Below are 22,989 nucleotides of genomic sequence, written 5' to 3' on the forward strand. Positions count from 1 at the left end.
CCCGGGCAGCCGTTCGGTCAGGCGCTGCGTGCCGCCGCGAGGAAGTCGGCCAGCACCCGGGTGTGGGTGGAGAACGCCAGCTCGACCGGGTCGGTGAGCACCAGCCACTCGGTCGCCTCGTCGGTCGGCGCCGACGCCGGCAGGTCCTCGGCCCGCTGCTCGGGCAGCACCCCGAAGACCATCATGGTGCCGCCCGCCGGGGCACCATGCACCGCGAACAGTCGGGCGTCCTCGGCCGCCGCGACCAGGCCGGTCTCCTCCCGCAGCTCACGGACGAGCGCGTCGGACCACTCCTCGCCGTACTCGATGAAGCCGCCGGGCAGCGCGAGCAGGCCGCGGGCCGGTTCGATGTCCCGGCGGACCACCACCACGCCCAGGCCCTCGGCCGTGCGGACCGGCAGCACCGCGACCGCCACGGGCAGCGGGTTGCGCCAGACGGTCTCGCCGCAGGCCGCGCAGACCCGGGGCCAGCCGGCGGCCGGCGGGTAGGCGGCGCCACAGTAGGAGCAGTGTGAGTACGGCGTGCCGGTCATGCCGCAGCACGCTACTCCGACAACCCCGAAGTCTGCCGCGCCGCCGCCCGCGCTCAGAGCTCCGGGGTGCCGGTGTAGAAGGCGGTGGTGCGTTCGGCGGCGGCCTTCGCCTCGTCGGCGTCGGTGCCGGCGGCGATGCTGGCCTCACCCCACAGGTGGCTGCTCAGTTCCATGGCCCGCCGGCCCTCGGGGGAGCCGGTCCATTCGGCGGCCTGGTCCGGGGTGATCCCGCTGCCGTCGCCGGCCAGGTGCGAGGCGAGCCCGAGCAGGCCCAGGTCCCAGCCGACCCCGACGGCGCCCGGCCCGAACTGCGCCCACCGGTCCTGGTCGACGTGCGCGATGTGGTCCAGGTCGAGGCGGGCCCGCTCGTCGCCGACAGCTGTGACGCGCACCTCGATCCAGCTCACCTCGTCGCCGTACTCCCAGGTGGCGGTGAAGCGGTGCGGCGGCTCGCAGGTCTCGATGGTGCCGTGGGCGTTGCCCTGCAACTGGTACGTGCCGTGCAGCCGCAGGTCGCCGGAGATCGGCAGGAACCAGCGGGGGATGCGCTCGGCGCTGGTGCAGGCGTCCCAGAGATCATCGACCGTCGCCTGGTAGGTCTGGCTGATCGTGGTCACCCGAGCCTCGCCGGCCTCCAGGGTGCGGCTGCCGACCTTCCGCTGGACGGCGTTGATCTGCTCGGTCGCGTCGAACATCAGGTGTTCCTCTCGTCGGATGAATCGGCGGGCCCGCGGAGCCGACGTTCGCGTCGACCTCGGGCCAGCTCCGTGGCGAGTGCCGCCAGGGGTGGGGTCCAGAACCGGCGGAAGTGCTCCAGCCAGCCGTCGACCTCGCGCAGTGGGCGGGGGTCGACCGCGTACAGCCGCCGGGTGCCTTCCGGCCGCACGGTGGCGAAGCCGTTGTCGCGTAACACCTTGAGGTGTTGGGAAACGGCGGGTTGGGAGATGCCGAACTCGTCGCGGATCACCGCGTTGACCGCGCCGGCGGTCTGCTCGCCGTCGGCGAGCAGTTCCAGGATGCGGCGCCGGACCGGATCGCCCAGCACGTCGAAGGCGTGCACGACGACAGTTGTATCACTGACGGCTTATTTAAGCCAGTTCCGATACTCCGATGAGTTTGTCGAGCCGGATCGGCAGCTCCCGGATCCGTACGCCGGTCGCGTGGTGCACCGCGTTGGCGATCGCCGCCGCGGCGCCGACGATGCCGATCTCACCGATGCCCTTCACCCCGGCCGGGTTCAGCCCGTCGTCGCGCTCGTCCAGCCAGTACGCCTCGATGGACTCCACGTCCGCGTAGCCGGTGATGTGGTACGTAGCCAGGTCGTGGTTGACCCAGTCGCCGTACCGCTCGTCGAGCAGCCCCTCCTCGTGTAGCGCCATCGACAGGCCCATCGTCATACCGCCGATGAGCTGGCTGCGCGCCGTCGTCGGGTTCACCACCCGGCCGGCGGCGAACACCCCGAGCATGCGGTTCACGCGTACCTCGCCGGTGTCGGCGTCCACCCGCACCTCGACGAACTGCGCCCCGTACGCGTACCGGGGGAGCGCGGGCTGTCCGCCCACCTCGTCGGTGGTGTCCGCCTCGGCGGACACCTCGCCGGGGTTGTCGCGCCGCTTCTCCCGCAACGCCTGGCAGGCGCGGATGACCGCCCAGCTCCAGCTCGCGGTGCCCATCGATCCGCCGGCCAACGGGGCGGTCGGCAGCTCACTGTCCCCGATGTGGATCTCCACCTGCTCGGGTGGCACCCCGAGCGCGTCGGCGGCCACCTGCCAGATCGCCGTACGGGCGCCGGTGCCGATGTCGGTGGCGTTGATCCGGACCAGGAAGCTTCCGTCGGGCCGGGCGGTGGCGGTGGCCGTCGACGGCCTGGCCCGGGCCGGGTAGCTCGACCCGGCCACCCCCGTGCCGAGCAGCCAACGCCCGTCGCGCCGGGCGCGGGGCGTCGGGTCCCGGTCGGTCCAGCCGAACCGCTGGGCGCCCTCACGCAGGCAGGCCACCAGGTTGCGGCTGGTGAACGGCCGCCCCTGGTCGGGGTCGACAGCGGTGTCGTTGCGGACGCGCAGCTCCACCGGATCGATGCCGACGGCGACGGCCAACTCGTCCATTGCGGACTCCAGCGCGTACGCGCCCGGGCACTCGCCGGGGGCACGCATCCAGAAGGGCGTGGGCACGTCGAGGCGGACCAACCGGTGAGTGGTGCGGCGGTGCGGAGCGGCGTACATGCTGCGGGTGTAGACGGCGGTCTGCTCGGCGAACTCCCGGATGGTCGACGTCTGGCTGATCGCGTCGTGGCAGATCGCGGTGAGCCGCCCGTCGGTGTCGGCGGCGAGGCGGACGCGCTGGATGGTGGGGGTGCGGTAGCCGACCGGCCCGAACAGTTGCTGGCGGGTCAACGCCAGCTTGACCGGCCGGTCCACGTGTCGGGCGGCGAGGGCGGCCAGCACCACCGGGGCCTTGGCGTACCCCTTGCTGCCGAAGCCGCCGCCGACGTGCTCGGCGACGACCCGGATCGACTCCGGCGGCAGTTCGAACAGCTCGGCGAGGGTGGCGCGCACCGGCGTCGCGCCCTGGGTGGAGTCGTGCACCAGCAGCCGCCCGTCGCGCCACTGCGCCGTCGTGGCGTGCGGCTCCATCGGGTTGTTGTGGTACGCCGGCGTCCGGTACGTGACGTCCACCCGCACCGGGGCGGCCGCGAACCCGGCGTCGAAGTCGCCTTCGGCGGTGTCGGTCGGGTAGCTGGGGTTGACGTGGTCGGGCTTGTACAGGCCGGGGTGGTCGTCGGCGAGCACGGTGCTGTGCGGGCCGGCGTCGTAGTCGATCCGGACCAGCCGGGCGCCCTCGCGGGCCGCCTCCAGGCTGGTGGCCACCACCACGGCGACGTACTGCCCCCGGTAGTGCACCACCGGCTCCTGCAACAGCCACAACTCCCGCTCCGGGCCGGGCGCGAGCCGGGGCGCGTTGCCGTGGTGCAGCACGGCCAGCACGCCCGGCGACGCCAGCGCCTGCGCCGTGTCCACCCGCGTGATCCGGCCCCGGACCACCGCCGACGGCACCGCCCAGCCGTAGGTGACCCCGTCCACCGGGTACTCCACCGCGTAGCGGGCCGTGCCGGTGACCTTCTCCGGGCCCTCCAACCGGGGGTACGCGCGCCCGACCGCCCCGCCGCTCACGACCCGGCCGGGCTCGCCACCGCTCACGATGTGGCCAGTTCGGTGAGCGCCCGCACGGTGATGGCCCGGGTCAGCGGCAGCTTGAAACCGTTGTGTCGCAGTGGGCGCGCCTCGGCCAGCTCCGCGTCGGCGGCCTGCCCGGCCAGTTCCGGGCTGAACGGACGCCCCCGCAGTTCCTCCTCCGCCCGGTACGCCCGCCACGGCCGGTGCGCCACCGCCCCGTACGCCAACCGCACGTCGCGGACGGTGTCGCCGTCGAGGTCCAGCACGGCGGCCACCGAGCCGGCGGCGAAGGCGAACGACGCCCGGTCGCGCACCTTGAGGTACGTCGAGCGGCGCGCGGCCGGCAGCGGTGGCAACCGGACGGCGGTGATCAGCGCGCCTCTGGTCAGTGTGGTCTCACGTTCCGGGTGGGTGCCGGGGGAGCGGTACAGGGCGGTGATCGGGATGTCACGGGGGCCGTCGGTCTCGTGCACCTCCACCACGGCGTCGAGGGCGGTCAGCGCCACGGCCAGGTCGGACGGGTGGGTGGCGACGCACTGCTCGGACCAGTCCAGCACCGCGAGGTCGCGGTTCTGGCCGTGCAGGGCGGCGCAGCCGCTGCCCGGTTCCCGCTTGTTGCAGGCCTTGCCGGTGTCCTGGAAGTAGACGCAACGGGTGCGCTGCAACAGGTTGCCGCCGGTGGTGGCCATGTTGCGCAGTTGTCCGGAGGCGGCGGCGAGCAGGGCGCGGGCCAGCACCGGGTAGTCCCGGCGCACCGCCGGGTGGGCCGCGAGGTCGCTGTTGCGGACTGTCGCCCCGACGCGCAGCCCGCCGTCGGGCAACTCCTCGACGGTGTCCAGCGGAAGTCGGGTCACGTCCACCAGCACGTCCGGGCGTTGCACACCGAGTTTCATTAGGTCCACCAGGTTGGTGCCGCCACCCAGGTACGCGGCCTGCGGCTCGGCCGCCAGCACGGCGACCGCGTCCGCCACGTCGGCGGGCCGGTGGTAGCGGAACGCCTTCACGTCGCCGCCGCCGTCTCGCGCACGGCCGCGACGATGTGCGGGTACGCGGCGCAGCGGCAGAGGTTGCCGGCCATCCGCTCGCGGATCTCCGCGTCGGTCAGCTCGGCGGGCGCGACGAGGTCGTCGGTGACCGCGCTGGGCCATCCCTTGGCGACCTCGTCGAGCATGCCCCGGGCAGAGCAGAGTTGCCCGGGGGTGCAGTAGCCGCACTGGAAGGCGTCGTGAGCGACGAATGCGGCCTGCAACGGGGACAGCTCGTCCGGTCCGGCCAGACCTTCGACTGTCACCACCGACCGGCCGTCCACGGTGACCGCGAGGACCAGGCAGCTCTTCACCCGGCGGCCGTCGAGCAGGACGGTGCAGGAGCCGCACTGGCCGTGGTCGCAGCCCTTCTTCGCCCCGGTCAGGCCGAGGTGCTCGCGCAGCGTGTCGAGCACTGTGGTGCGGTTGTCCACTGTCACCTCCCTGGACGCGCCGTTGACGTCGAACGTCAACCGGGACGAGTGCCGCTCGTCGGTCGTCGTCGCGTTCTCCGGTTCGTCCCGCACCGGGCCAGATTAGCCTTATCGGTATATGTCGGTGCGAATAACGCAAAGCTCTTCATGCCCGAGAGGACGACGGTGATCGCCGGACTGCTCCTGGCCGCCGGGGCCGGACGGCGCTACGGCCGCCCGAAGGCGCTCGTCGAGCTGGATGGCGAGCCGCTGGTGCGGCGCGGGGTCCGCCTGCTCGCCGACGGTGGTTGCGTACCCGTGCACGTGGTCCTCGGAGCGGGCGCCGACGAGGTGCCCGAGCTGCCCGGCGCGGTGCCGGTGCGCCACGACCGCTGGTCCGACGGACTGGGCTCGTCGTTGCGCCGGGGCCTGGCCTCGCTACCGGCCGACGTGCCGGGAGCGGTCGTGGTCCTCGTCGACCAGCCGCTGCTCAGCCCGGTCGCCGTCCGGCGGGTACGTGAGGCGTACGCCGCTGAGTCGGTGGTGGTCGCCACCTACGCCGGCCGGCCGGGCCACCCGATCCTGCTGTGCCGACGGACCTGGCCGCTGCTGAACAGGTACGCCGTCGGCGACCGGGGTGCCCGCGACCTGCTCCGCGAGCGTCCGGAGCTGGTGGTCGAGGTGCCCTGCGACGACGTCGGCACGCCCGTCGACGTGGACACCCCGGCCGACCTGCTCCGGCTGCGCCGCTCAGCGGCGCACGAGCCACCGGGGTAGTCCCTGGCTGGTCAGCGCGTGATAGGTGATCATCACGATGACGGCGATCAGGCCCAGCAGTGGGTTGACGAACCAGCCGAGCAGGCCGCCGACCCCGTACAGGACGAGGCCGGTGATCGGTCGCAGTCGCTGCGCCCGCACGTACCCCGGGCTGACCCGCTGTTCGAGCAACGCCGGGTGGCGGTGCAGGTAGCCGAAGAACACCAGCCAGGGGGCCGACATCAATGCCGCGGACAGCGCGTACAGGGCGACCGCCGCGCGCTGGTCGTCGATGTCGCCCTGGGTGAACGCGGACGCCAGCACGGCGGTGGGGAACGGAATGATCACCGCGCCGAAGAGGATGCCCAGGTTGATCCAGCTCAGCGCGAGGGTGGTCCGGCGGATCAGCCGCAGCAGTGCGTGGTGGTTGAGCCAGAGCACCCCGATGTAGACGAAGGACACCACGAAGGCGAGGTACGAGGGGCCCTCGTCGAGCAGACCGGTCAGCAGCTCACCCTCGTGGTACTCCGGCACCCGCAGGTCGATGACCAGCAGCGTGATGACGATGGCGAAGACACCGTCGCTGAAGGCCGTCATCCGGTCGGTGCCGGAGACCCGCCCGGTGGGCTCGGGATGCGCGACCTCGTCGGGTGCTGCGGACATTGCCGCAGGCTAGCCACTCGTGGCGGCGGCTCGTGGCGGTTTCGTCCGACCGAAACACGAACGGCCGCCCAGGGTCACCCCCCGGGCGGCCGTCCGCACTGCCGCGTCTCAGGCCACCGGCGTGGCGGTGCCGGTCGCCCGGGCGACCGCCTGGTGAGCGCGGATCACCTCGGCGTAGCGCAGACCGCTCGCCTTCATCGTCCGCCGCTGGGTGGCGTAGTCCACGTGCACCAACCCGAAGCGCTTGTCGTAGCCGTACGCCCACTCGAAGTTGTCCAGCAACGACCAGACGAAGTAGCCGTCCAGCGGCACGCCCCGGGCCACCGCCGACGCGCAGGCCGCCAGGTGCTGCTCCAGGTGGTCGGTGCGCTCCTTGTCCTCCACCGTGCCGTCCGCGGTGACCTCGTCCGGCCAGGCCGAACCGCTCTCGGTGACGATGATCCGGCCCGGCCGGTACTCCTCGTGCACGTCGACCAGCAGCCGCTCCAGCCCCGCCGGAAACACCTCCCAGCCCATCGCGGTCTCCACCGAGCCGGGGACCGGCACCTGCCGTGCGAACGGCGCCGCGCCGGTCGGATCGTCGACCACCAGCTGACGGAAGTAGTAGTTCACCCCGAGGAAGTCCGTCGGCGTGGCGATCACCGCCAGGTCGTCACCGCGTACCGGCGGCTCGACACCGTAGGTGGCGATCATGTCGGCCGGGTAGCCGCGCCCGTGGATCGGGTCCAGCCACCACCTGTTGACGTGCCCGTCCGCCCGGCGGGCCGCCGCGACGTCCTCCGGCCGGTCGGTCGCCGCCTCGATCGGGCTGAGGTTGAGCACCAGGCCCACCGAGGCCGGCCGGGCGGCGTTGGCGCGGATCGCCTGGGTTGCCAGGCCGTGCCCGAGCAGCACGTGGTGCGAGGTGTGCACCGCGCGGGTCAGGTCCCGCTCGCCCGGGGCCATCCGCCCCTCCAGGTGCCCGATCCAGGACACGCAGAGCGGCTCGTTGACGGTGTTCCAGTCGGCCACCCGGTCACCGAGGCGGCCGGCCACCACCGCCGCGTACTCGGCGAACGCCTCGGCGGTGGCGCGCTCCGGCCAACCGCCCCGGTCCTGCAGGGCCTGCGGCAGATCCCAGTGGTACAGCGTGACGAACGGCCGGATCCCGTCGGCGAGCAGCGTGTCGACGAGCCGGTCGTAGAAGTCCAGCCCGGCCGGGTTGACCCGACCGACGCCGTCGGGCATGACCCGGGGCCAGGCCACCGAGAAGCGGTACGCGTCCACGCCGAGCCGGCGCAGCAGCGCCAGGTCCTCCGGCCACCGGTGGTAGTGGTCGCAGGCCACCGCGCCGGTGTCGCCGTTGTCGACGTTGCCGGGTGTCGCCGAGAAGGTGTCCCAGATGGACGGCGCCCGGCCGTCGACGTCGACGGCCCCCTCGATCTGGTACGCCGCCGTGGCGACGCCCCAGAGGAAGTCGGGTGGCAGCTTGGACAGGTCGGGCACGGGATGGTTCTCCTCTGGGATCGGATGACTCACTTGACAGCGCCGGCGGTGAGGCCGGCGACGAAGTACCGCTGCAGGGCCAGGAACCCGACGACGACCGGGATGCTGACCACCAGCGAGGCGGCCATGATCTGGTTCCAGTAGACGTTGAACTGGGTGGAGTAGCCCTGCAGGCCCACGGCCAGGGTGCGGCTGCCCTCGTCGGTCATCACCGACGCGAACAGCACCTCACCCCAGGCCGTCATGAACGCGTACACGGTGACCGCGACGACGCCGGGCACGGCGGCCGGCAGGATGACCTGGAACAGGGTGCGCAGCGGCCCCGCGCCGTCGACCTGCGCCGCCTCGTCCAACCCCCGGGGGATCGAGTCGAAGTAGCCGACCAGCATCCAGATCGAGAACGGCAACGAGAACGTCAGGTACGTGATCACCAGACCTGTGCGACTGGCGTACAGCTCGATGCCGGTGGCGTTGCCCAGGTTGACGTAGATGAGGAACAACGGCAGCAGGAACAGGATGCCGGGGAACATCTGGGTGGACAGCACCGTCACCGTGAAGACTCCCCGGCCCCGGAACCGGTACCGGCTCACCGCGAACGCGGCGAAGATGGCGATCGCCACCGAGCAGACCGCCGCGATGCTCGACACCACCAGGCTGTTGACCAGGTACCGGGCCAGCGGCACGGTGCTCCACATGTCGACGAACGGTTGCAGGGTGGGCCGGCTGGGCCACCAGGTGAAGCCGTTCTGCACGTCCTGCAACGGCTTCGCGGCCGAGGTCACCATCACGTAGAGCGGGATGACGACGAAGAGGGTGAGCAGGGTCAGCACGATGCGCCGGCCCCAGCGCTCACCGGCGGTCTCACGCATGGTCGTCCCTCCGACGGTTGGTGATCAGCAGGTACACGGCCGACACGACGAGCAGGAACAGCAGCAGCGCCACGGACATCGCCGAGCCGGAGCCGAAGTCCCAGGTCTTGAAGGAGCTGCGGTAGATGTGGATGGAGATGAGGTCGGCCTGCTCCGGAGCGGAGCCGCCGAACAGCACGAACGGGGTGTTGAAGTCGTTGAACGTCCACAGGAACAGCACCAGCAGCAGCACCAGGTTCACCGGCCGCAGCATGGGCAGGGTGACCGAGCGCAGCCGACGCCAGAACCCGGCGCCGTCGATCGCGGCGGCCTCGTACAGCTCGCCGGGCACGTTCTGCAGGCCGGCCATCAGGCACAGGAACGCGAACGGCCAGTTGCGCCACACCGACACCACCAGCAGCGACCAGAAGCTGTTGTCGCCGATCAGCCAGAACGGTCGCTCGCCCAGCAGCCCGAGCTGGTCGACGAGGACGTGGTTGACCAGGCCGGTGTCGCGTTGCAGCAGGAAACTCCAGGTGATCACCGCGGCGTAGACCGGCAGGGCGTACGGGGTGAGGAAGAGCGCCCGCAGGATCGCCCGCCCCCGGAACGGCCGTTGCAGCACGACGGCCGCCGAGATGCCGAGCAGCCAGGCGAACCCGACCGAGAGCACGCTGTAGGCCAGGGTGATCCAGAACGAGTGCAGCAGTTCCTTGCCGGCGGCGCTGTTCAGGTCGAGCGTCGCCCGGTAGTTCTCCCACCCCACGAACGGTGCGGTGGACCAGTCGCGGATGTGGAACTGGGTCAGCTCCAGCATGCTCATCCAGACCCCGACCACCATCGGGATCACGTGGATGCCGAGTTCCAGCAGGATGGCCGGGGCGAGCAGCAGATACGGCAGGAGCGAGCGGCGCGGGCCGCGGGGCCGGCGGGCCGGCTTCCGTGCCGGTGACCCGGCCCGGGGTTCGCGTCGGTCGGCGTCCGGCGCGGTGGTGCTGGTTGCCATCGGGGTCCTCTCGGAGTCGGTGGCCGTGGTCGGGCTCAGCACCCGACCACGGCCACCGGTGACGCCTGGGTCAGCGCATCTTCTGCTGCGCGTCGGTCAGCTTCGCCTTCACCGACGCCTCGGTGACCGGCTTGCCGCTGGCCGCGTCCGCGAACAGCTCCTTCATCGCGGTGCCGACCAGGGTCTCGAAGGTGCTCTCCTCGGGCACCTGCGGCAGCGGGGCCGCCGTGGTGACCAGGGTCTCCTGGATGGTCTTCTGCTCGGTGGCGCTGAACGCCGGGTCGGCGCCGGCGGTCTTCACCGCGGGCAGCGAGCCGTACGTCTTGTTGAGGATCGTCTGCTCCTCGTCGCTGGTCATGAACTTGACGAAGCTCAGCGCGCCGTCCTTGTTCTTGGTGTGCTTGAAGACCGCCATGTTGATCCCGGCGACCATGCTGTTGACCTTCTTGCCGCCGGCCGGCGGGCTGGCCAGGAACGGCACCGGGGCCACCCCGTACGCGTCGGCGGGCATGTTCTGCGTCTTCAGGTTCGAGCCGGCGGACTGCCAGAGCAGCATGGCGGCCTTGCCGTTGGCGAAGTCGGAGACCGACTGGTTCTGCGCGTACTCGGCGTTGCTCGGGTTGGTGATCTTGTCGGCGGCCATGAAGTCGATGTACCGCTTGATCGCCGACACGTTCTGCGGGGTGTCGAAGGTCGGCTTGCCGGCCGAGTCGAACCACTCACCGCCGTACTGCTGGCTGAAGGTGAAGGCGTGGTGCGCGTTCTCCGACGGGTTGGCCCCCTCGATCGCCAGGCCCCACTTGCCTCCGGTGCTCAGCTTCTTGCCGTACTCGGCGAGCTGCTCCCAGGTGGTCGGCGGCGCGGTGATGCCGGCGTCGGCGAAGGACTTCTTGTTGTAGTACAGGCTGTACGCCATGCTGTAGAGCGGCACGGCGGCCGGCGGCTTGCCGGGGGCCCCGGCGGCGGCGAGCGCGGCCGGCACGATCCGGTCCTTGCCGCCGACGGCCTGCAGGGTGGCGTCGTCGAACTCGACGAGCGCGCCGGTGGCCTGCAGCGACGCCGACCAGGTGTTGCCGATGTTGACCACGTCCGGGCCCTTGCCCGAGGTGGCGGCCGCGAGCAGACGGTTGAGCAGGTCCGACCAGGGGACCACCTCGACGGTGACCTTGATCCCGGTCTGCTTCTCGAACTTGTCCAGCTCCGGCTGGAGGATGGTCTTGTCGGCCTCCAGGCTGGCGCCCTGGTTGCTGGCCCAGTAGGTCAGCGTCTTGGGCGATGAGGCGGAGTCGTCGCCGGAGCCGCCGCAGGCGGTCAGCGAGGCGGCGGCCAGTACGGCGGCGGTGAATATCCCGAGGTGTCGTCTCGACACGGTCAGCCCTTCCGGTGCGTGGTGGGGGTCCGCCGGCCCTCGTCGCCGATAGGGGTGGGCGACGGGCAGCCGGCTGCGGACAGGGTTCGGGGGTGCGCCGTCGGGGGTCCGTCGGCGTTTCCCGGGAGTTACATCACGGCTTAATTTATGTCGTCATTAAAGTTGTTGGCCGGTGGGTCGTCAAGCACGAGGCGGTTACAGTCGCCTCGAACGGCCGACGGGAACGAGGTGACGAGTGGAGCTGGCGCGTGCCACCAACCGCAGCGTGCGGCTGCGCAACAGGTCCGCCCTGCTGACCAAGCTCTTCCTCGACGGTCCGCTCACCCGGCAGGACCTGGTGCGCAGCACCGGGCTGAGCCAGCCGGCGGTCAGCAACGTGGTGGCCGACCTGATCGACGAGGGGTTGGTCGCCGAGGCGGGGGCCGCCGAGTCCGACGGCGGACGGCCCAGCATGCTGCTGCGCATCGCGCCCCGCTTCGCGTTCCTGGTCGGCGTGGACGTCGGCGAGACCCGGGTCCGGGTGGAGCTGTTCGACTTCGCGATGACCCTGCTGGCGAGCATCGAGTACCCACTCGACCCGGCGCGTACCGAGCCGGACATGGTGGCCGGGCACGTCCTGGCCGGGATCGACGCGGTGACCGGTCGGGCCGGGGTGGCCACCGCCGACGTGCTCGGCGTCGGCATCGGCGTCTCCGGCGTGGTCGAGCAGGGCGCCGAGGCCGTCGTGCACGCCCAGGCCCTCGGCTGGGACCGGGTGCCGCTGGAGCGACTGATCGGCGCCGGCACCGACCTGCCGCTGCACATCGACAACGGCGCCAAGACCCTCGGCCAGGCCGAGATGTGGTTCGGCGCCGGTCGGGGCGCCCGGCACGCCGTGTTCGCGCTGGTCGGCTCCGGCGTCGGCGCGTCGGTGGTGACCAACGGGGCCACCTACCGGGGCGCGTCCAGCAGCGCGGGGGAGTGGGGACACACCACCCTCGTGTACGGCGGGCGGGCCTGCCGGTGCGGCGCGCGCGGCTGCCTGGAGGCGTACGTGGGCGCGGAGGCGATCATCGACCGCTACCGGGAGGCGCGCCGGGGTCGACCGGTGCCCGGTGAGGACGAGGAGTCCCAGATCGCCGCCCTGGTCGACGCCGCCGCTACCTCGGCCACCGCCCGACGGGTCCTCGACGACACCGCCGGCTACCTCGGGGCCGGGGTGGCCAACCTGATCAACCTGTTCAACCCGGAGCGGGTGGTGCTCGGCGGCTGGGCGGCGATGGCGTTGGGCGACCTGCTGCCGGCCGTCCGGGAGGCCGCCGGCCGGCAGGCGCTGCGCCAGCCGTTCGGCCAGGCGTCGATCGAGCTGTGTCAGCTCGGGGTGGACGCGGTGGCGCTCGGCGCGGCCACCCTCCCGATCGCCCGCTTCCTGACCGAGGGTGGCGTCCGGCGCTGACGGGGCACGACTCCGCAGGCCGGCGGCAAATTACACAAACAGAATCCTCGGGATAAATAACGAAGTTATAGATCGATGTCTTGACGCCGTCGCAATCTCGCCGCAACACTCCTACGAGAGCGCTCTCCATCCCGCGGCGTCGCCTCGGCGGCACCACCCCCGGCGCTACGGGCGAGCCTGAACCCCCCATCCGTGCGGCAACCCGTAGCCCCCTATCGACAGGCGATGTCATGACATCTCGTGCTACATCCGTACGCCCGCGTCCCCGGGTCGTGCGGCACCTGCTCGCCGGGCTCACCGTGGCCCTGGTCGCGGCGCTTACCCCGACCGGAACCACGTCACCCGCGCAGGCCGCCCCCGTCCTGCTGTCCCAGGGCCGTACGGCCACCGCCTCGTCCACCGAGAACGGTGGAACTCCCGCCGCCGCCGCTGTCGACGGCAACACCGGCACCCGCTGGTCCAGCGCGTTCAGCGACCCGCAGTGGCTCCAGGTCGACCTGGGCGCCCGCGCCACCATCACCCAGGTCAACCTGCTCTGGGAGGCCGCCCACGGCCGGGCCTTCCAGCTCCAGACCTCCGACAACGGGTCCACCTGGACCACGATCTACTCGACCACCACCGGCACCGGCGGCACCCAGAACCTCACCGTCTCCGGCGCGGGCCGCTACGTCCGCATGTACGGCACCGTCCGGGGCACCGGCTACGGCTACTCGCTCTGGGAGTTCCAGGTCTACGGCGAGACCGGCGGCACCAACGAGCCCCCGGTGACGCCCACCGACCCGTACAACCCCAACCTCGGGTCGAACACGTTCGTCTTCGACCCGAGCACGCCCACGTCGACGATCCAGAGTCGACTGAACACGCTCTTCACCCAGCAGGAGACCAACCAGTTCGGCCCGCAGCGCTACGCGGTGCTGTTCAAGCCCGGCACCTACACCGCCGACGTCAACCTCGGCTTCTTCACCCAGGTCGCCGGCCTCGGCATGAGCCCGGACGACGTCAACCTCAACGGGCACGTCCGCACCGAGGCGTTCTGGTTCGGCGGCAACGCCACCCAGAACTTCTGGCGGGCCGCCGAGAACCTCTCCGTCACCCTGCCCGCCGGGCAGACCGTGGAGCGCTGGGCGGTGTCCCAGGCCGCCCCGTACCGGCGGATGCACCTGCGCGGCGCGCAGAACCAGATCCAGCTCTGGAACGGCGGCGACGGCTGGTCCAGCGGCGGCCTGATGGCCGACACCCGCGTCGACGGGCTGGTCGTCTCCGGCTCGCAGCAGCAGTGGTACTCCCGTAACAGCGAGTTCGGCAACGGCTGGACCGGCTCGGTGTGGAACATGGTCTTCCAGGGCGTCACCGGCGCCCCCGCGCCGAGTTTCCCCAACCCGTCGCACACCGTCATCGGCCAGACCCCGCAGGTCCGGGAGAAGCCGTTCCTCTACGTGACGAGCAGCGGTGAGTACCGGGTGTTCGTGCCCGCGCTGCGCACCAACTCCACCGGCACCAGCTGGTACAACAAGACGCCGGCCGGCTCGTCCCTGTCGCTGTCGCAGTTCTTCGTCGTCCAGCCCGGCACCAGCGCCGCCACCATCAACGCGGCTCTCACTCAGGGCAAGCACCTGCTCTTCACCCCGGGCGTGCACCGCATCACCGAGCCGATCCAGGTCAACCGGGCCGACACGGTGATCCTCGGTCTGGGCCTGGCCACCATCCAGGCCGACAACGGCACCGTCGGGATGCGGGTGGCCGACGTGGACGGCGTCAAGGTCGCCGGCATCATGTTCGAGGCCGGCACCACGAACTCGCCGGTGCTCATGGAGGTCGGGCCATCCGGCTCGTCCGCGAGCCACGCCTCGAACCCGACCTCGCTGCACGACGTGTTCTTCCGCATCGGCGGCCCACACGTCGGCAAGGCCACCAACACGCTGACCGTCAACAGCGACAACGTGATCGGCGACCACATGTGGCTGTGGCGGGCCGACCACGCCGCCAGCGGCGTACCGACCGGGTGGACGCTGAACACCGCCGACACCGGGCTCACCGTCAACGGCGACAACGTCACCATGTACGGCCTCTTCGTCGAGCACTACCAGAAGTACCAGACCATCTGGAACGGCAACGGTGGCCGGACGTACTTCTACCAGAACGAACTGCCGTACGACCCGCCCAACCAGGCCGCGTGGATGAACGGGTCGACCCGGGGCTACGCCGCGTACAAGGTCGCCGACTCGGTGACCAGCCACCAGGCGTGGGGGCTGGGTAGCTACAGCTACTTCAACGTCAACCCCGCGGTGGTGGCGGAACGCTCCTTTGAGGTACCCAACAACCCGAACGTGCGCTTCACGAACATGGTCACCGTCTCGCTCGGTGGCGTCGGCACCATCAACCGGGTGATCAACAACGCCGGTGGCACCGCGAACGCGGCCAACCAGACGGTGTACCTGACCACCTACCCCTGACCGGGGCACCCGCGCCGGCCCGGTCGTCTCATCGGACCGGGTCGGTGCGGGTCGCACCCAGGGCCGCGGCCGGCCCGGTCCCGCCGAGACCGGGCCGGCTACGGTCGTGCCAGCACCTCCGCCGCCGCCCGCTCACCGGCCCGCACCGCGCCCTCCAGGTAACCCGACCAGCGGGTCGCCGTCTCGGTGCCCGCCCAGTACACCCGGCCCACCGGGGTCCGCAGGTGCGGGCCGTACGCGCCCCAGGCCCCCGGGGTGAGCGCGCCGGAGAAACAGCCCCGCGTCCACTCCTCGGCCGACCAGTCGTACTCGATCAGGTCCACCGGATCACCGGCCTGCGACCCGACCACCGTGACGAACGCATCCAGCAGGCACCGCCGACGCTGCTCGGGGGACATCTCCCGAAGCGCGGCGGCGTCCGAGGCGTAGCTGAACCCGGTCAACACCCCGAGCGGCGAGGTCGGGGTGGAGTTGTCGACCGTCTCGGTGAGCGGACCGGCGCTGCTCGTGGACACCCCGGACAACCCGTCGGCGCGCCAGAACGGCTCCGGGTAGACGGCGTGGACCTTCAGCGCCGAACCCATCGGCATCCGCTGGGTCAGCCCGTCGCGCAACGGAGGCAGCGGTGGGGCGTACCGGATCCGGCCCGCCAGAGCCGGGGCCAGCGCGACCACCAGGGCGTCGCCGTTGACGCGCCCGGTGTCGGTCCACGCCGTCACCCCGTCGACGTTCTGTTCCACGGCCCGCACCGGCGCGGCCAGCGTCAGCGCCCCCGGCGGCAGGGCGGCGGCCATCCGCTCGGCCAGCGCCGGGGGCCCGCCCACGATCCGGTCCTGCTGCGCGCCGCCCGCCATCCCCAGCAGGGGCCCGGTCCCGCCGGCGCTGCGCAGATAGAACAGCAGGTGCAACAACGACACCTCGTCCGCGCCGGTGGCCAGCAATCCACCGGCGAGCAGCCGCCCCAGGAAGTCGGCGGTGTCGTCGTCCCCGGCCGCGGCGCGCAACCAGCCGCCGAGGACCGTCCGGTCCCACTGCGCGGCCTCCGGCGCCTGCCAGGGCGCGCTCGGGTCCAGGCGGGCGGCGTACTCGTCGAGCAAACCGAGGACCCGGGCGGCCCGCGCCGGAGGCTCGGCTCGACGCTCCCCGGCCCACAGCACGGTGGGCGCGCCGAGCGCCGCCGACGCGAACGTGGCCAACCCGTGCTCGGCGACCAGCGCGTACATCCGGTCCTGCGTCGGGCCGATCCACTGCGCGCCCAGGTCGAGTTGGGTGACGTCGGGCAGCCAGCGGGTCAACACCCGACCGCCCACCCGGTCGCGGGCCTCCAGCAGTCGCACCTGGGCGCCGGCACGGGTGAGCGCCAGCGCGGCGGCGAGCCCGGAGAAACCGGCGCCGACCACGACCACCCGCAAGCCGTCGGCCACGCTGGGGTCTACCCACAACCGCCGAAGGCATGACTACCGTCGTCGGTCGCGGCTGACCGCTCCGGCTGGTGCTGCGCTCGGGCTGGTGCCGCGGCTGCGGCGCGGCAGACCGTACCCCCCTCTGTTCGTCCTTTGCTCTGCACCCGCGGAGGCACCACCCGGGCCGGCGCCCCCGTCGCATCCGTGGGTGCAGAGCAAAGGGCACACCACCACCGGGCGGACCGGCCGGTCCGGGCCGCCCCGACCGGGCGGCCCCGACCGGCCGCCGAACATTTTTCTGCCGGCCTGTCGATCCGGGCGGTCGCCGATCGTGTGGAGGATGAGAGGTCGGTGTGCGGCCGGCCGCCCCGCGAGGAGGAACGATGACGTTGTACCTGCTCAGCCTTCACCAGCCCCAGGGTGAGCTGCCACCGGACCCGGAGTTCCTGGCCGGGGTGATGCGTCAGCTCGCCGATTTCCGCGACGAGTTGGCGTCGACCGGGTCGTGGGTGTTCGGGCACGGTCTGCACGGCCCGGAGACCGCCACGGTGCTGCGGGCCCGCGAGGGCGGCGAGGTCCTGGTCACGGACGGGCCGTTCGTCGAGGGCAAGGAGTACCTGGGCGGCATCACCATCATCGACGTACCGGACCTGGACGTCGCCCTGGACTGGGGCCGCCGCTACGCGGTGGCCACCACGCTGCCGATCGAGGTCCGCCCCTTCCACGACGGGGCCGGAGACTGACCGTGCCAGACGTCGAGGCGGTGTTCCGCGCGGAGTACGGGCGCGCGGTCGCCGTCCTGGTTCGCCTCCTCGGCGACATCGACCTCGCCGAGGAGGCCGTCCAGGAGGCTTTCGTCATCGCGGTGGCGAAGTGGCCGACGACCGGCCCGCCACCCAGCCCGGCCGGTTGGATCATCACCACCGCCAGGAACCGGGCGTACGACCGGCTGCGCCGCGAGGCGTCCCGGGTCGACCGGCACGCCCAGGCGTCCCTGCTGTTCGCCACCGACGGCCCTGCCGAGGAGGGACCTGTGCGCGACGACCGGCTACGGCTGATCTTCACCTGCTGTCACCCGGCGCTCGCCCCGACCGCCCGGGTCGCCCTCACCCTGCGCCTGCTCGGCGGACTGAGCACCGCCGAGATCGCCCGAGCGTTCCTGGTGCCCGAGCCGACCATGGCGCAGCGGCTGGTCCGTGCCAAGTCGAAGATCCGTCACGCCCGGATCCCGTACCGGATACCGCGCGACGCCGACCTGCCCGACCGGCTGTACGCCGTCCTCGCGGTGCTCTACCTGATCTTCAACGAGGGGTACACGGCCAGTGCCGGACGGCACCTGATCCGCGCCGAGCTGTGCGTCGAGGCCATCCGGCTGACCCGTCTGCTGGTCGAGCTGATGCCGGACGAACCCGAGGCGCTCGGCCTGCTCGCACTGATGCTGCTCACCGAGTCACGCCGCGCGGCGCGGACCACCGCCGACGGCGACCTCGTTCCGCTGCCCCGGCAGGACCGGGGCAGGTGGGACGCCGAACTGGTGGCCGAGGGGCAGGCGCTGGTCCGCCGCTGCCTGCGTCGCGACCAGCCCGGGCCGTACCAGATCCAGGCCGCGATCGCCGCCGTGCACAGCACCGCACCGCGTGCCGCCGACACCGACTGGGGCCAGATCCTTCAGCTGTACGACCACCTGACGAGGATCGCCCCCAGCCCGGTGGTAGCGCTGAACCGGGCGGTCGCCCTCGCCGAGGTGGCCGGACCGACAGTCGCGCTCGCCGAGGTGGACCGTCTCGACCTGGCCGGTTACCACCCGCACCATGCGGTCCGCGCTGACCTGCTGGCCCGGCTCGGTCGCAACGCCGAGGCTGTCGACGCGTACCGGACCGCCGTCGCACTGACGGACAACGCGGCGGAACGGGCCTTCCTCACCGCCCGCGCGGCGGCCCTGACGCCGCAGTGACCCAGGCGGACGCTACTGGTCCGCCACCGCCGACCGTCGTGTCGGCTGACCGGGAACTGTCGGTGGTTCGGCGATGATGCCGCCCATCACGTCCTCGACGTTGGGCACCTGGGCGAGCTCGCCCAGCCCTTCGACGTAGCGCAGCAACCGGAGCTGCATCGCGGCCAGCTCCGCGCGGCACTCCGCGTCGTCGGGCCAGGCCGACTCGGGCCCGTCGGGGTTGGCCAGCTCCCACGCTCTCAATCGCGGATGCCACGTGGAGAGGAAAGGTCGAAGCTCGTTGTTGAGCATGGCGATCCCGAGGTGTTCGACGGTCGGGCGACCGGTGGTCCGGATGGTCGGCGCCGCCTCGCTCAGCACCTCCCGGGTGATCGCGAACAGCTGGTAGAGCGACGTCATCGCCTCCCGGACGAGACCCGTACCGGTCGCCAGCGGTTGACCTGACACCCGGGTGACCGCCTCGACGAACAGGCGCCAAGCGGTCTGCTTGTTGTCCCTGGTGACGGCGAACCTCAGCTCGCTGAACTGCGGAACCGAGACGGTCACCTCCGCCAGCTGGAAGAACCGCGAGTACGCCGAGGCCACCACGGCCGCGACGCCACCCGCCGTCGTGCCGCAGAGCGCGAAGAGGGCGGGCCCGGTCAGTCGACTGGCCAGGTACACCGCCAACCCCACGGCGGCACCGGCCACCAGACCCAGGGCGATGTGGAGCCAGCGGGAACCACGCCAACGCATCAGCATCCCTGCATCGTCCCAGACATTTTCCACTGTGTGCCGTCGGTGTCCGGTTCGGTCGACGGCGGGGGAGATCCCCGGGTGGGCGTGTTTGCCAGCGGGCGCGTCGGGAACCCGAGCCGCCCCGGCCACGGGTCCACCCGTGGCCGCAGCAGTGGATGGAGGCGGCCATGGCATACCGTCCGACCGTCGCCGACACCGTAACCGACCTGTCCACCCTCACGCTCGGCGTGGAGGAGGAGTTCCTGCTGCTCGACCCGGACAACGGGCGCAACCTTCCGGTGGCGGACCAGGTGCTGGCCGCGCTGCGTGGCCACGCCCGCGACCAGAGTCGCCAGGAGTTCCGGCACAGCATGGTGGAAATGGTCACGCCGGTCTGCGCCGACCTCAACGAACTGCGCACGCACCTGGTGTCGCTGCGCCACTCGGCCGCGGAGGCCGCCACGGCGGCCGGAGCCCGACTGGTCGCCGTCGGCGCGACCCCCGTTGCCGAGCCGCACCGGACGGTCCCCGACCGGCCCCGCTATCACGCGATGTCGCGCCGGTACGGTCCGGTGGCGCACGACCCGGCGGTCTGCGGCTGTCACGTGCACGTCGGGCTGCCCGACCGGGAACTGGCCGTGCAGGTCTGCAACCACCTGCGCACGTGGCTGCCGGTGATCCAGGCGATCACCACCAACTCGCCGCTGCACGACGGGCGCGACACCGGCCACGCCAGTTGGCGGTCGATGCAGCTGGAACGGTGGCCCAGCATCGGTCCGACTCCGTACTTCGACTCCGCCGCCGACTACGACCGGACCGTGGACGAGCTGATCGCCGCCGGCATCATGCTCGACGCCGCGATGGTCTACTGGTACGCCCGGCCGTCGTCGGCGTACCCGACAGTGGAGGTGCGGGTGGGCGACGTCTGCTCCGACGTGGACGACACGGTCCTGGTCGCCGCGCTGGTCCGGTCCCTCGTCGCCACCCTGGCCGACGACGTACGCGCCGGGGTGACCGCCCCGCACACCCGGGACTGTCTGGTCGCCGCCGCGCACTGGCGGGCCGCCCACGACGGCCTCGACGGCGAGCTGATCGACCTGCGCGCCGGTGGCACCCGACCAGCCTGGGCGCTGGTCGACGAGCTGATGGCGGTGATCGCCCCGGCCCTGCTGCGCCACGGCGACCTCGGGTACGTGCTGGCGCACCTGGCCCGGCTGCGCCGCGACGGGACCGGCGCGACACGGCAGCGCCGGGTGCTGGAAAGTACCGGTGACCTGCGCGCCGTCATCGACGACCTGGCCGGCCGCACCGCCGCCACCTGACTGCGACCTGACGTCAGGGGAGTGGCGCGGCTCAGCGGACGTCGTGCGTCTGCAACCACAGCTCCAGCAGGCCGAGCTGCCACAGCTTGTTACTGCCGGCCGCCGCCTCGGCCCGGTCCGGCTCGGCGAGCAGGTGTGCCACGTACTCCGGTCGGAACAGCCCTCGCTCGCGCGCGGCCGGCGCCTGCAACGCCTCGGCGACCAGCTCCCGCACCGGGCCGTCCACGTTGCGCAACGCCGGCACGGGGAAGTACCCCTTGCGACGGTCGATCACCTCGGCGGACAGCACCTCCCGGGCGACCTCCTTGAGGACGCCCTTACCGCCCTGCGCGACCTTGTGCTCCGGCGGACAGTGCGCGGCCAGGGTGACCAGGTCCTGGTCGAGGAAGGGCGTGCGTACCTCCAGGCCCCACGCCATGCTCATGCTGTCCACCCGCTTGACCGGGTCGTCGGGGAGCATCAGGTGGGTGTCCAGGCGCAGCACGGCATCGAGCGCGGTCTGCGCCCCCGGCGCGGCGAGGTGCCCGGCGAGCAGTTCCCGGCTGGCGTCGTGCTCCAGCGCGTACTCCGGGCCGACGAGGTTGCGCAGCTCGTCGTGGTCGCGGTCGAAGAACGCGGCGGCGAACGTCTCGGCGGCGCTGTGCCGAGGCACCTCGGTGAGCGGCTGGTGGTAGCCGTAGCCGGCGAACACCTCGTCGGCGCCCTGCCCGGACTGCGCCACCTTCACGTGGTGCGCCACCTGCTCGGACAGCAGGTGGAAGGCGACCACGTCGTGGCTGCCCATCGGCTCGGTCATCGCCAGCACCGCACGGCGTACGGCGGGCACCAGGTCGTCGTCGGCCAGCCGGATCCGGTGGTGGTCGGTGTCGAACGCGCGGGCCACCAGGTCGGAGTAGTGGAACTCGTCGCCGGACTCGCCGCCCCGACTGTCGAAGCCGATGCTGAACGTCCGCAGGTGCTGCTGGCCGGCCTCGGCGAGGAGCGCCACGATGAGGCTGGAGTCCAGACCACCGGACAGCAGCACGCCTACCGGTACGTCGGCGACCAGCCGTCGGCGTACCGCCGCGCGCAGCGCGTCCCCGATGGCGGCCCGCCAGTCGGCGGCGTCCATCCCCGTGTCGGCGGGCTCCCGCACGTAGTCGGGTCGCCAGTACACCTCCTCGCGGCTGCGCCCGTCCGCCTCGATCACCCGCAGGGTGGCCGGCGGCAGTTTGCGCACACCATGCAGCACCGTCCGGGGCGCGGGCACGATGGAGTGCCAGGACAGGTAGTGGTGCAGCGCCACCGGGTCGATGCCGGTGTCGACGTCGCCGGCGGCCAGCAGCGCGGGCAGGGTGGAGGCGAACCGGAGCCGCCCGGGCGTCTCGGCGAGGTAGAGCGGCTTGATGCCGAGCCGGTCGCGGGCCAGCACCAACCGCTGCCGGGCCCGGTCCACCAGGCCGATCGCGAACATGCCGACCAGGTGGTCGACGAAACGCTCACCCCAGTGCGCGTACGCCACCAGGATCACCTCGGTGTCGCTGGTGGAGTGGAACCCGTACCCGGCGTTCCGCAACTCCTCGCGTAGCTCCGGGTAGTTGTAGATGCAGCCGTTGAAGACCAGGGCGAGGCCCAGGTCGTCGCGGACCATCGGCTGCCCGCCCGCGTCGGACAGGTCGATGATGGTCAACCGGCGGTGCCCGAGGGTCACCCAACCGTCGGCGAACAGGCCCTCGTCGTCCGGGCCGCGGGATCGCATCGCCTCGGTCATCCGGGTGACCGCCGCCGCGTCGGGGGACCGGCCGTCGAACCGCGCCTCCCCGCTGATCCCGCACATCAGGCCGGGCGGTGCTGGTCCAGGGCAGACATGGCCCCTCCTGTCAGGTCTCCCCGACTGGTGGTGGCGGGGCCCGCGGTGGAAACGGGGGCGCTGGCTACCCGGGTAGCGGGTGGGCAAACCCGCAGGTGGTCCCGCGTCCGGTGGCCCCGCCCGTCCGGCTCAGCCGCGCAGGGTGCGCAGGATGCGGGCCAGTTCGGCACGGTCGGTCTCGTCGAGGTGCCCGAAGAAGCGGTCGGCCTCGGCCCGGCGGGCGGCCCGGATGGCGGTGCTGACCCGGTTGCCCTCGTCGGTGAGGGCGACAAGTGTGGCTCGCCGGTCGGCCGGGTCTCCTCGGCGCTCGACGAGCCCACGGGTCTGCAGGTCGTCGATGACCTCGGTGGCCGAGCGGGGCGCGATGCGCAGGTGCTCGGCGAGTGTTCCGGGGCGTACCTCGCCGTGGCGGCCCAGGACACCGAGCGCCCGGGACTGGCTGGGGGTGATGTCCCAGGGCGCCAACGACTCCCGGGTCTGCCGCCGCAAACGGGACGCCACCGCCCAGAACGTCTCGGCCAGGCTGTCGTCAGTGGTGTCCTCGGTCACCGGAATACGGTAGCAGGAGATGTGGTTGTTCCCTCA

21 protein-coding genes are annotated in these 22,989 nt (G+C 71.9%); 6 read left to right on the top strand and 15 right to left on the bottom strand.

The genetic code is table 11. The features are described from left to right. Positions 1 to 17: 17 nt before the first annotated feature. The 6 genes from FHU34_RS15845 to FHU34_RS15870 are packed head-to-tail and all read right to left on the bottom strand — an operon-like array spanning position 18 to position 5,204. Positions 18 to 533, bottom strand: coding sequence for an NUDIX domain-containing protein (locus FHU34_RS15845; protein ID WP_145781182.1), 516 nt, complete (start codon positions 531 to 533; stop codon positions 18 to 20). 53 nt (positions 534 to 586) lie between these two features. Continuing rightward, positions 587 to 1,228 carry an SRPBCC family protein gene (locus tag FHU34_RS15850; RefSeq protein WP_145781184.1) on the bottom strand — a complete coding sequence of 214 codons (642 nt, stop codon included), beginning with the start codon at positions 1,226 to 1,228 and terminating at the stop codon, positions 587 to 589. Beyond that, positions 1,228 to 1,593, bottom strand: coding sequence for an ArsR/SmtB family transcription factor (locus tag FHU34_RS15855; RefSeq protein ID WP_145781186.1), 366 nt, complete (start codon positions 1,591 to 1,593; stop codon positions 1,228 to 1,230). Before FHU34_RS15855 ends, FHU34_RS15850 begins: the two co-directional genes overlap by 1 nt. A gap of 28 nt (positions 1,594 to 1,621) precedes the next feature. Beyond that, a complete protein-coding gene (locus FHU34_RS15860; protein WP_244311697.1) occupies positions 1,622 to 3,730 on the bottom strand; it encodes a xanthine dehydrogenase family protein molybdopterin-binding subunit in 2,109 nt (702 codons plus the stop codon). Continuing rightward, positions 3,727 to 4,710, bottom strand: a complete 984-nt coding sequence (locus FHU34_RS15865; RefSeq protein WP_145781188.1) for an FAD binding domain-containing protein — start codon at positions 4,708 to 4,710, stop codon at positions 3,727 to 3,729. The genes FHU34_RS15860 and FHU34_RS15865 overlap by 4 nt, the downstream gene beginning before the upstream one ends. After that, entirely contained in the window at positions 4,707 to 5,204 is a 498-nt protein-coding gene (locus FHU34_RS15870; RefSeq protein ID WP_167524951.1) for a 2Fe-2S iron-sulfur cluster-binding protein, read from the bottom strand. The genes FHU34_RS15865 and FHU34_RS15870 overlap by 4 nt, the downstream gene beginning before the upstream one ends. 108 nt (positions 5,205 to 5,312) lie before the next feature. Between FHU34_RS15870 and FHU34_RS15875 the strand changes: the two genes are divergently transcribed. Further along, the gene (locus FHU34_RS15875) at positions 5,313 to 5,921 is read left to right on the top strand and encodes a nucleotidyltransferase family protein (protein ID WP_145781192.1); all 609 of its coding nucleotides are present in this window, start codon (positions 5,313 to 5,315) and stop codon (positions 5,919 to 5,921) included. Here the strand turns inward: FHU34_RS15875 and FHU34_RS15880 are convergent. From FHU34_RS15880 to FHU34_RS15900, 5 genes are all read right to left on the bottom strand, one after another. Next, positions 5,895 to 6,563: a TMEM175 family protein gene (locus tag FHU34_RS15880; protein WP_145781194.1), complete on the bottom strand. Its 669-nt coding sequence runs from the start codon at positions 6,561 to 6,563 to the stop codon at positions 5,895 to 5,897. The two genes, FHU34_RS15875 and FHU34_RS15880, sit on opposite strands and share 27 nt — an antisense overlap. Positions 6,564 to 6,671: 108 nt before the next feature. Beyond that, a complete protein-coding gene (locus FHU34_RS15885; RefSeq protein WP_145781196.1) occupies positions 6,672 to 8,048 on the bottom strand; it encodes a GH1 family beta-glucosidase in 1,377 nt (458 codons plus the stop codon). Between the two features lie 29 nt (positions 8,049 to 8,077). Then, complete coding sequence (locus FHU34_RS15890) at positions 8,078 to 8,917, bottom strand: carbohydrate ABC transporter permease (protein ID WP_145781198.1); 840 nt, start codon at positions 8,915 to 8,917, stop codon at positions 8,078 to 8,080. Next, a complete protein-coding gene (locus tag FHU34_RS15895; protein WP_145781200.1) occupies positions 8,910 to 9,902 on the bottom strand; it encodes a carbohydrate ABC transporter permease in 993 nt (330 codons plus the stop codon). The genes FHU34_RS15890 and FHU34_RS15895 overlap by 8 nt, the downstream gene beginning before the upstream one ends. Before the next feature lie 70 nt (positions 9,903 to 9,972). Next, positions 9,973 to 11,271 carry an ABC transporter substrate-binding protein gene (locus tag FHU34_RS15900; protein WP_145781202.1) on the bottom strand — a complete coding sequence of 433 codons (1,299 nt, stop codon included), beginning with the start codon at positions 11,269 to 11,271 and terminating at the stop codon, positions 9,973 to 9,975. Positions 11,272 to 11,506: 235 nt separating this feature from the next. On the opposite strand from FHU34_RS15900, the gene FHU34_RS15905 reads away from it, so the two are divergent. Further along, the gene (locus tag FHU34_RS15905) at positions 11,507 to 12,706 is read left to right on the top strand and encodes an ROK family transcriptional regulator (protein ID WP_145781204.1); all 1,200 of its coding nucleotides are present in this window, start codon (positions 11,507 to 11,509) and stop codon (positions 12,704 to 12,706) included. A gap of 230 nt (positions 12,707 to 12,936) precedes the next feature. Next, on the top strand, positions 12,937 to 15,159 hold the full coding sequence (locus tag FHU34_RS15910) for a discoidin domain-containing protein (RefSeq protein ID WP_145781207.1): 2,223 nt from the start codon (positions 12,937 to 12,939) through the stop codon (positions 15,157 to 15,159). A gap of 98 nt (positions 15,160 to 15,257) precedes the next feature. Here the strand turns inward: FHU34_RS15910 and FHU34_RS15915 are convergent, their stop codons facing one another. Beyond that, a complete protein-coding gene (locus tag FHU34_RS15915) occupies positions 15,258 to 16,583 on the bottom strand; it encodes a flavin monoamine oxidase family protein (RefSeq protein WP_145781209.1) in 1,326 nt (441 codons plus the stop codon). Between the two features lie 362 nt (positions 16,584 to 16,945). Here FHU34_RS15915 and FHU34_RS15920 point away from each other — a divergent pair, with 362 nt between their 5' ends. Both FHU34_RS15920 and FHU34_RS15925 read left to right on the top strand, forming a co-directional pair. Further along, a complete protein-coding gene (locus FHU34_RS15920; protein ID WP_145781211.1) occupies positions 16,946 to 17,305 on the top strand; it encodes a YciI family protein in 360 nt (119 codons plus the stop codon). A 2-nt stretch (positions 17,306 to 17,307) separates the two neighbouring features. Continuing rightward, complete coding sequence (locus FHU34_RS15925) at positions 17,308 to 18,516, top strand: RNA polymerase sigma factor (protein WP_145781213.1); 1,209 nt, start codon at positions 17,308 to 17,310, stop codon at positions 18,514 to 18,516. Between the two features lie 12 nt (positions 18,517 to 18,528). Here FHU34_RS15925 and FHU34_RS15930 read toward each other — a convergent pair whose 3' ends face one another. Next, on the bottom strand, positions 18,529 to 19,257 hold the full coding sequence (locus tag FHU34_RS15930) for a hypothetical protein (RefSeq protein WP_145781215.1): 729 nt from the start codon (positions 19,255 to 19,257) through the stop codon (positions 18,529 to 18,531). Between the two features lie 164 nt (positions 19,258 to 19,421). Here FHU34_RS15930 and FHU34_RS15935 point away from each other — a divergent pair, with 164 nt between their 5' ends. Continuing rightward, entirely contained in the window at positions 19,422 to 20,555 is a 1,134-nt protein-coding gene (locus tag FHU34_RS15935; protein WP_145781217.1) for a carboxylate-amine ligase, read from the top strand. Between the two features lie 31 nt (positions 20,556 to 20,586). On the opposite strand, the gene FHU34_RS15940 is transcribed toward FHU34_RS15935, so the two are convergent. Both FHU34_RS15940 and FHU34_RS15945 read right to left on the bottom strand, forming a co-directional pair. Then, positions 20,587 to 22,371 (bottom strand): N-acetylglutaminylglutamine amidotransferase, encoded by a 1,785-nt coding sequence (locus FHU34_RS15940; protein WP_145781219.1) that lies wholly within the window; start codon positions 22,369 to 22,371, stop codon positions 20,587 to 20,589. 162 nt (positions 22,372 to 22,533) lie between these two features. Further along, on the bottom strand, positions 22,534 to 22,953 hold the full coding sequence (locus FHU34_RS15945; protein WP_145781221.1) for a MarR family winged helix-turn-helix transcriptional regulator: 420 nt from the start codon (positions 22,951 to 22,953) through the stop codon (positions 22,534 to 22,536). Between the last annotated feature and the right edge of the window lie 36 nt (positions 22,954 to 22,989).

The sequence above is a fragment of the Micromonospora taraxaci genome (genome assembly GCF_007830095.1).
Lineage (GTDB): Bacteria > Actinomycetota > Actinomycetes > Mycobacteriales > Micromonosporaceae > Micromonospora > Micromonospora taraxaci.